At 68.6% G+C, this 6,720-nt stretch carries 5 protein-coding genes and 1 tRNA gene; 3 read left to right on the top strand and 3 right to left on the bottom strand.

What is annotated here, in order from left to right; all coding sequences use genetic code 11:
* Positions 1-624 precede the first annotated feature (624 nt).
* Positions 625-698: transfer RNA gene (locus tag AB0M73_RS49435), tRNA-Met, on the top strand.
* Positions 699-916: 218 nt separating this feature from the next.
* Here AB0M73_RS49435 and AB0M73_RS49430 read toward each other — a convergent pair.
* Both AB0M73_RS49430 and AB0M73_RS49425 read right to left on the bottom strand, forming a co-directional pair.
* Positions 917-1,105 (bottom strand): hypothetical protein, encoded by a 189-nt coding sequence (locus tag AB0M73_RS49430; protein WP_232240883.1) that lies wholly within the window; start codon positions 1,103-1,105, stop codon positions 917-919.
* A 226-nt stretch (positions 1,106-1,331) separates the two neighbouring features.
* Positions 1,332-2,243: a hypothetical protein gene (locus AB0M73_RS49425; RefSeq protein WP_363907126.1), complete on the bottom strand. Its 912-nt coding sequence runs from the start codon at positions 2,241-2,243 to the stop codon at positions 1,332-1,334.
* Between the two features lie 120 nt (positions 2,244-2,363).
* Here AB0M73_RS49425 and AB0M73_RS49420 point away from each other — a divergent pair, with 120 nt between their 5' ends.
* Entirely contained in the window at positions 2,364-4,061 is a 1,698-nt protein-coding gene (locus AB0M73_RS49420) for an ABC transporter family substrate-binding protein (RefSeq protein WP_363907124.1), read from the top strand.
* Between the two features lie 110 nt (positions 4,062-4,171).
* Here AB0M73_RS49420 and AB0M73_RS49415 read toward each other — a convergent pair whose 3' ends face one another.
* Positions 4,172-5,407, bottom strand: a complete 1,236-nt coding sequence (locus tag AB0M73_RS49415; RefSeq protein ID WP_363907121.1) for an MFS transporter — start codon at positions 5,405-5,407, stop codon at positions 4,172-4,174.
* Positions 5,408-5,493: 86 nt separating this feature from the next.
* Between AB0M73_RS49415 and AB0M73_RS49410 the strand changes: the two genes are divergently transcribed.
* Positions 5,494-6,492 (top strand): DUF5937 family protein, encoded by a 999-nt coding sequence (locus AB0M73_RS49410; protein ID WP_363907129.1) that lies wholly within the window; start codon positions 5,494-5,496, stop codon positions 6,490-6,492.
* The last annotated feature ends 228 nt before the right edge of the window (positions 6,493-6,720 follow it).

The following is a 6,720-nucleotide window of genomic DNA, read 5'->3' as shown; positions in this document are numbered from 1 at the left end:
CCCAGAGGTCGCAGGTTCAAATCCTGTCCCCGCTACAGATTGGGAGATCCCCGTTTGCCTAACGGCAAACGGGGATCTTTCGCTTTCACACTGGGGCTCCCGCCCCAGACCCCGAGGCAGGGCGGGCTTCGCCCCCTGCACCCCCCGGGTAGGGACTTCGCTTCGCTCGTCCCTGCGACTTCGCTTCGCTCGTCCCTGCGACTTCGCTTCGCTCGTCCCTGCGACTTCGCTTCGCTCGTCCCTGCGACTTCGCTTCGCTCGTCGGGGGGGTACTGGGGCTGGACTGCTGCTTTCTGTGCCTGTGTGTTTGTCTCGTTGGCTGTCGGTGCTTCCTGTTGCTGTCTGGGCTTCTCGTGGCTGCTGGGGCCTTCTGGTGGCGTGGCTGGCTTCCCGCCGGCGTCCGGTCCTTCCGGTTGTCTGTCGGGCCGGGCGTGGGCTGTTGGGCCCTGATGTCGGGGCTGGGGTGTCTGGGCTTCGGGTGGACTGCTGGCCCTCTTGGGGGCATGCCTGTGCGGCCTTCCTTCCTCGTGGCGTCCGGCTGCTGAGGGGTATTGGCTGGTCAGGTGGGGTGGTGGGGGGCGATTTGGTATTGGGGGCGGGGTCGGGTAGAGTTCTAACTACCGACGCGGGGTGGAGCAGCTCGGTAGCTCGCTGGGCTCATAACCCAGAGGTCGCAGGTTCAAATCCTGTCCCCGCTACAAATTGGGAGATCCCCGTCTGCGGAATGCGCAGACGGGGATTTTTCGCATTTGTATCTGGGGGACGACCCCCAGACCCCCGGTGTGGGGCTTCGCCCCACACCCTCGGGACATCGCTTCGCTCGTCCCCGGTGGGCTTTGCTTCGCTCGCCTCGTGTGGGGTGTCCGGGAAAAAAGACGTGCGCCGGGGGTTGGCCGGCGCACGGGGGAAAGCGAGATCAGCTCATGTTCTCGACCCAGAAGTGGGCGCAGGCCACGGAGCAGACACGGCCCTCACCGGTCACCTTGCGGTGCTTGCGGATGTGCTTGCCGCACACCACGCACTCGTCCTTGCCGGCCTGCCCGGGAATGCCTCCTGAGGCCCACGCACGCGCGTGCTGCACAACCTTGTGCTCCATCCACTTCATGCCCACAGCGGCACCTCCACCCATCACTCCGGTGGACACCCGCCCACCCGCGGTGATGGTCCCGTGACATTGGCGCACCCCGAAGAGGGCAAGCCCAACTCCACCGATTCGGAGGATGATCGGAACACTGGGATGGGCGTACGGCGGCACAGAAAGTGACGATCCACGCTATCCGGGGCCACCGGAACACCGCAGTGGAGGCCCAAAAACCTACGTGTGGTGGGCGTCACGAAGGGTCGGAGCCGCGCAGGGCGGCCAACCACAGGGCAAGGACGGCGGTGATGACGGTGGCGCCGAGCCAACTCCAGATGCCGCTGCCGTCCAAGAACGCCCAGAGAAAGCCGACGACGGGGGCGGGAACGATCAGGACGATGTCGGCCCGGAGCTGGCGGAGCAGGCCTCGGACGGACGCGGCACGGGCCCGGACGGAGTCGTCGACCACGGACGGGTTGTCGACGCGGCGGCCGCGCGGGTCGTCATGGCGGACGCGGCCGGAAGGGTAGAGCACGACGCCGTCGACGACGGCGGCGACGAGGCGGTGACGGCGAGGGTCGCCGTGCAGGGCGATGGTGCTGGGGGTGGGCAGGGTGACCAGCGCCGGGTCGAAGTAGACGGGGATCCAGCGGCGCGGGATGTCCTCGGTCTCCAGCCACGAGCGGGCCATGAGGCCGGAGGTGACCCGAACGCGGCGGACGGGGACCTGGACCTGGGGCCGCCGGGTGAGGCCGAAACGAGAGAAGAGCCGGATCAAGGTCACCAGGAGCATCAACGCGGCGGCGATGGCGATGAACAGGAGCTCGCCGCTGGAGCGGTCGGCGGCGATCAGGGTCACGGCGTGCGGGATGACGGCGTGCGAGGGCTCAGCGGGGTCGTAGCCGACCAGGACGGCGGTGCCGACGGGTGGGGGCGGGACGTCGAGCTCGATGGTGGCTCGGCCCTGATCCCAGGTGACGGTGGCGGTGTCCGCATTCTGGTCGACGGCGGTCACATGGCCGTTGGCCCGGGAGGTCAGTGGAGCTAACGAGGCACGGGCCGAGGCCAGGGTGCTGGCCGAGAACGCGGCGACGATGGCGCATACGACCAGCACAAGCACAGTGGCGGCCAAGCCGTGTCGCACAGCACGCGTCCGGATGCCCATGAGGTCACATCCTGCCGAGTCCGCCTTCCGTAGGTTCCCGCAGGGTGGGAAACGCGCAAGACTCGACTGTCACCTGCATAGTGTGACGAACTGGGAACTGGGGGCTTCAAGGGGAAAGGCATGCTCGTGAGTCGAACGCCACGTGCGCTGCTCGCGGTCGCCGTTTCGGTCACCGCATCCGCGCTGCTGTTGTCGGCCTGTGGGGGATCGGCAGGTTCCTCCGCGCCGCCGCCCACCAAGCAGATCGGCCAGAACGACATCAATCCGATGTCGCGCGACCAGGTCAAGGACGGCGGCATCCTGCAGTGGGGTGTCCAGGCCTACCCGGCGAACTTCAACATGCTCGCCATCGACGCCAGCAGCGGCGACATCCCGCCGGTGATCGAGTCGTTCGAGCCGACGCCGGCCATCGCCGACGCCTCCGGCAACTGGATCCCCGACCCGGACTACGTCGAGTCGTTCAAGCTGACCTCGTCGGACCCGCAGAAGGTGGAGTACAAGCTCAACCCCAAGGCCAAGTGGAGCGACGGCACGCCGATCACCTGGGAGGACTACAAGTCCGAGTGGCAGGCGCTCAACGGCAAGAACACCGCCTACCAGCCGCTGAGCACGGCCGGCTACGCCAGCATCTCCGACATCAGCAAGGGCGCCGACGACTACGCCTTCACGGTCACCTACAGCCCCAAGCTGGCCGAGTGGTCGAACCTGTTCAACGTGCTCTACCCCAAGTCGATGACCTCCAGCCCGGAGGAGTTCAACCACGGCTGGAAGGACGCGCCGAAGGTCACGGCCGGCCCGTTCAAGGTCGACAACCTGGACAAGACCGGCAACAACGTCTCGGTGGTGCCCGACCCCGCCTGGTGGGGTGACAAGCCCAAGCTGGACAAGATCGTCTTCAAGTACTACTCCAGCGCCAACGTCGAGGTGGACGGCCTGGCCAGTGGGGCCTTCGACTTCGCGAGCGTGGCCTCCAACATCGACGCCTTCAAGCGCACCTCGGCCATGAAGAACGTGACCCTGCGGCGGGCCAACCTGCCCAACTACCGCGAGATCGTGTTCAACGGCGCCGGCAACTCGATCCTCAACGACCAGAAGCTGCGCGTCGCGATCATCAAGGGCATCAACCGCGACCCGATCGCCAAGGCCGAGATCAGCCAGCTGCTGCCGGACGCCAAGCCCCTGGGCAACCACATCTTCCTGCCCGGCTTCCCCGGCTACGAGGACCACTCGGCCGGCTACCTCTACAACCCGGACGAGGCCCGCAAGGAACTGGACGCCGACGGCTGGAAGCTGGCCGACGGGGCCAAGGTCCGCAGCAAGAACGGCAAGCAGCTGACCATCCGCAACGCCATCCCGGCCGGCACCAAGTCGGCGCTGGACGAGGCCCAGCTGGTGCAGCAGCAGCTCGCGGCGATCGGCGTCGAGCTCCAGATCGTCCAGGACGACCCGAACACCTTCTTCGACGAGCACATCACGCCCGGCGACTTCGACATCGCCAACTTCGCGCAGATGGGCGACGGCGCGCCGCCGGTCAACAACGCCCAGAGCTGGTTCACCACGGGCGACCAGGCGCTGGGCAACTCCGGCCGGATCGGTGACGACAGCATCAACAAGCTGCTCGACCAGGCGTCCTCCGAGCTGGACCAGGACAAGCGGTACGCGCTGCTCAACGAGGTGGACAAGCAGGTGTGGGCGCTGGGCCACTCGCTGCCGCTCTACCAGCGGCCGTCCATCGTGGCCGTCCGCAACGGCCTGGCCAACTTCGGCAACTCGGGCCTGGCCAGCACCAAGTACACCGACATCGGCTGGGCCAAGTAAGGGCAGGTCAACCGGTGGAGACAGTGAGGCGACAGTGGTCCTGAGTTGAATGACGGTCAGCACGGGCCGGGTGGTCGAGCCGCTCGCCCCGCGCTGACCAAAACTGGGGGTCAGCGCGGTGCGACACGCAGCGCTCCCACCGGGCCCGTGCGTAGAGCGGGCACGAGCCAGAGCAGGACCACGAGCGTTCCGGCCCCCGCGAGCACGAAGGTGACGCGGGGGCCGACGACGTCGAGCAGCAGGTCACCCGCCACGTAGGCAACGCCGGATCCCAGTTGCGCGGCGGTGGACAGGGCGCCGAACACGCGGCCCAGCAGCGGGCGGGGCACGGCGTTCTGGACGGCGGTGTCGAAGCCGATGTTCTCGCCGGCGTTGCCCGCCCCGGCGATCAGCTGCGCCACGACGACGACAACGAGGGCCGGCGCCAGGCCCGCGAGAATCATGCCCACGCCGGTCGCGGCAATCGCGACGGCCAGCAAAGCCACCGGCGAACGTCCGCGAACCAACCTTGTGCACACGAGTGACGTCAAGGCCATGCCGACACCGAAAGCACTGGCGGCCAGGCCGTACCCGGCAGGTCCCGCGGCGCCGGTGAGGAACACCAGTGCCACGTTGTCGACCGTGGCGAAGACCACCAGGGCGAACATGGTGAGGATGAGGACTCTGACCGGCCGGTTCGCCGCCACGTGACGCATACCCGCCACAGCCTCGGCCCATACCCCGGTGATGGCCGCGGGGTCGCGGGCGGGCTGGAAGACGGGAAGTCGCGAGAGCACCGCCACAGCGATGACAAAGGTCGCGACGTCGACCGCCAGAGCGGCCCGCATGCCTCCAGGCCCGAGGGACAGGAGACCGCCGACGCCGGGGCCGACGACGAGTTGGAGTGTGCGTCCCAACCCGAACAAGGCGTTGGCGGGGCCGCGTTCGGTCGGGCTTACCAGGATCGGGACCAGGCAGCGCCCGGCTGGACCCCGGAGGGTGCTCAGTGCCCCCGCCACGACGATGAGCCCGAGCAGCGCCGGCAGCGGTGGCGCTGTCAACGCGATCAACCCGATGACCGCTGCTGAGGCCAGGTCACAGCAGATGATCAACCGGCGGGTCTGGACCCGGTCGACGATCACCCCGGCCAAGGGGCCGCCGAAGCGCGGCAGGGCATTCGCCACCAGCAGCAGGCTCACCCCGGTCGGTCCGTGCTGCGCCGCGGCGAACAACACCAGCGCCGCGGTGGTGATTCCGTCACCGACGCACGAGACGGCCCGTGACACACACAGCGCGCGGAAACCCGGACTGTCACGCAGGAGGCGGGTTCGCGGTCCGGGATTCACCGATGGGGGCGACGTGACCATGAGCGTAGGGTGCCGCCGGCAATCTACGAGAGTCGTGGATTCGGCGGTGGCCGAATCCACGACGTGCCACCGTTGCCGATGTGGCCATGGTGTTGAGGTTCGAGTGGAGCGACGCGGGGCGGTGCCGGTTCGCCGTGTCGCCGTTGCAGGAGACGATGTCGGCCCTGCTGGTGCTGAGCGCGCCGAGCCGTCACTGCTGGTACCTGCCGTGGCTGCGGGACATCCAGTCCGCCATCGCCACCACCGACCTGGGGTTGCTGAAGGCCGCCGTGCCGTCGAACGGGCACGGCCCGGACTTCCTGTGGCCGAGCCCCACCGGCCCACTCGCCACCATCGAGGAGGACCTCGCCCAGGTCCAGGCCACCAGTCCAGACGCCGTCGCCGCTGAACTGTCCGAGCACGTCGGCCGACTCGACCCCGTGACGGTGTCGGCGGACCTCCGCCGCGCGCTCACCGGCGACCCCACCGAAGTTCGGGACGCGCTGGTCGCTCAGCAACGCCTGGCTTGGCAGACTCTGGTCGAACCGCTGTGGGACCGGATTCGCGGCCTGCTCGACGCCGACATCACCACGCGTGCACGGCATCTGGCCGACGGCGGCCTGGAAATGTTGTTCACCCACCTCCATCGGCGGGCCAGGTGGGAGAACGGTGCTCTGCACCTGACCGGCTTTCGCCGAGGGACTGTGGACCTGCGCGGCCGCGGCCTGATCCTCGTCCCGACCGCCTTCGGCTGGCCCAATCTGGGAATCGGCCCCACCAACGGCACTTCTGCCGCACCCCCGGCGCTGGTCTATCCGATGCTCGGCGCGGCGCAGCTCTGGGAGCCCGCTGTGCCTTCACCGGCGGTGGAGCGTCTCCTGGGCGCCGGGCGTGCGCACATCCTGATCGAGACATCGATTCCCAGCACGACAACGAGTCTGGCCCGGAGAGTGGGCCTGGCCACCGGCACCGTTTCCCAACACCTTGCCGTTCTCAGGGACGCCGGTCTGGTCACCGCCCAGCGCCGCGGTCGCGAAGTGCTCTATCGGCAAACGCCGCTCGCGGTGGCACTTCTGCACGGTGGTGATCGCGAACAGGAGCTTTGATCATGACGGCCGCGCGAGGGCTGGGTTCCGACATGCAGAGAGGGGCCCGCGCGTGACGCGCGGGGGCCCCCCCCCGGGAGGGGGAGGGTTTTGTAGGCGGGGGGTGGTGTTTGGGTGGGGGGGGCGTGGGGGCCTGGGGGGGGGGGGGGGGGGGGGGCGGGGGGGGGGGGGGGGGCGGGGGGGGGGGGGGGGGGCGGGGTTGGGTAGGTGCGCACGTTTACAGAAGGC

The organism is Kutzneria sp. NPDC051319 (assembly GCF_040682195.1).
Classification (GTDB): domain Bacteria; phylum Actinomycetota; class Actinomycetes; order Mycobacteriales; family Pseudonocardiaceae; genus Kutzneria.
The sequence above is the reverse complement of the archived record's forward strand: the minus strand, read 5'-3'. Positions and strand labels throughout refer to the sequence as shown.

Coding starts and splice junctions, on each gene's coding strand:
- AB0M73_RS49425 (WP_363907126.1), bottom strand. CDS start 2,243: ATGGGCATCCGGACGCGTGCTGTGCGACACGGCTTGGCCGCCACTGTG.
- AB0M73_RS49420 (WP_363907124.1), top strand. CDS start 2,364: ATGCTCGTGAGTCGAACGCCACGTGCGCTGCTCGCGGTCGCCGTTTCG.
- AB0M73_RS49410 (WP_363907129.1), top strand. CDS start 5,494: ATGGTGTTGAGGTTCGAGTGGAGCGACGCGGGGCGGTGCCGGTTCGCC.
- AB0M73_RS49430 (WP_232240883.1), bottom strand. CDS start 1,105: ATGAAGTGGATGGAGCACAAGGTTGTGCAGCACGCGCGTGCGTGGGCC.
- AB0M73_RS49415 (WP_363907121.1), bottom strand. CDS start 5,407: ATGGTCACGTCGCCCCCATCGGTGAATCCCGGACCGCGAACCCGCCTC.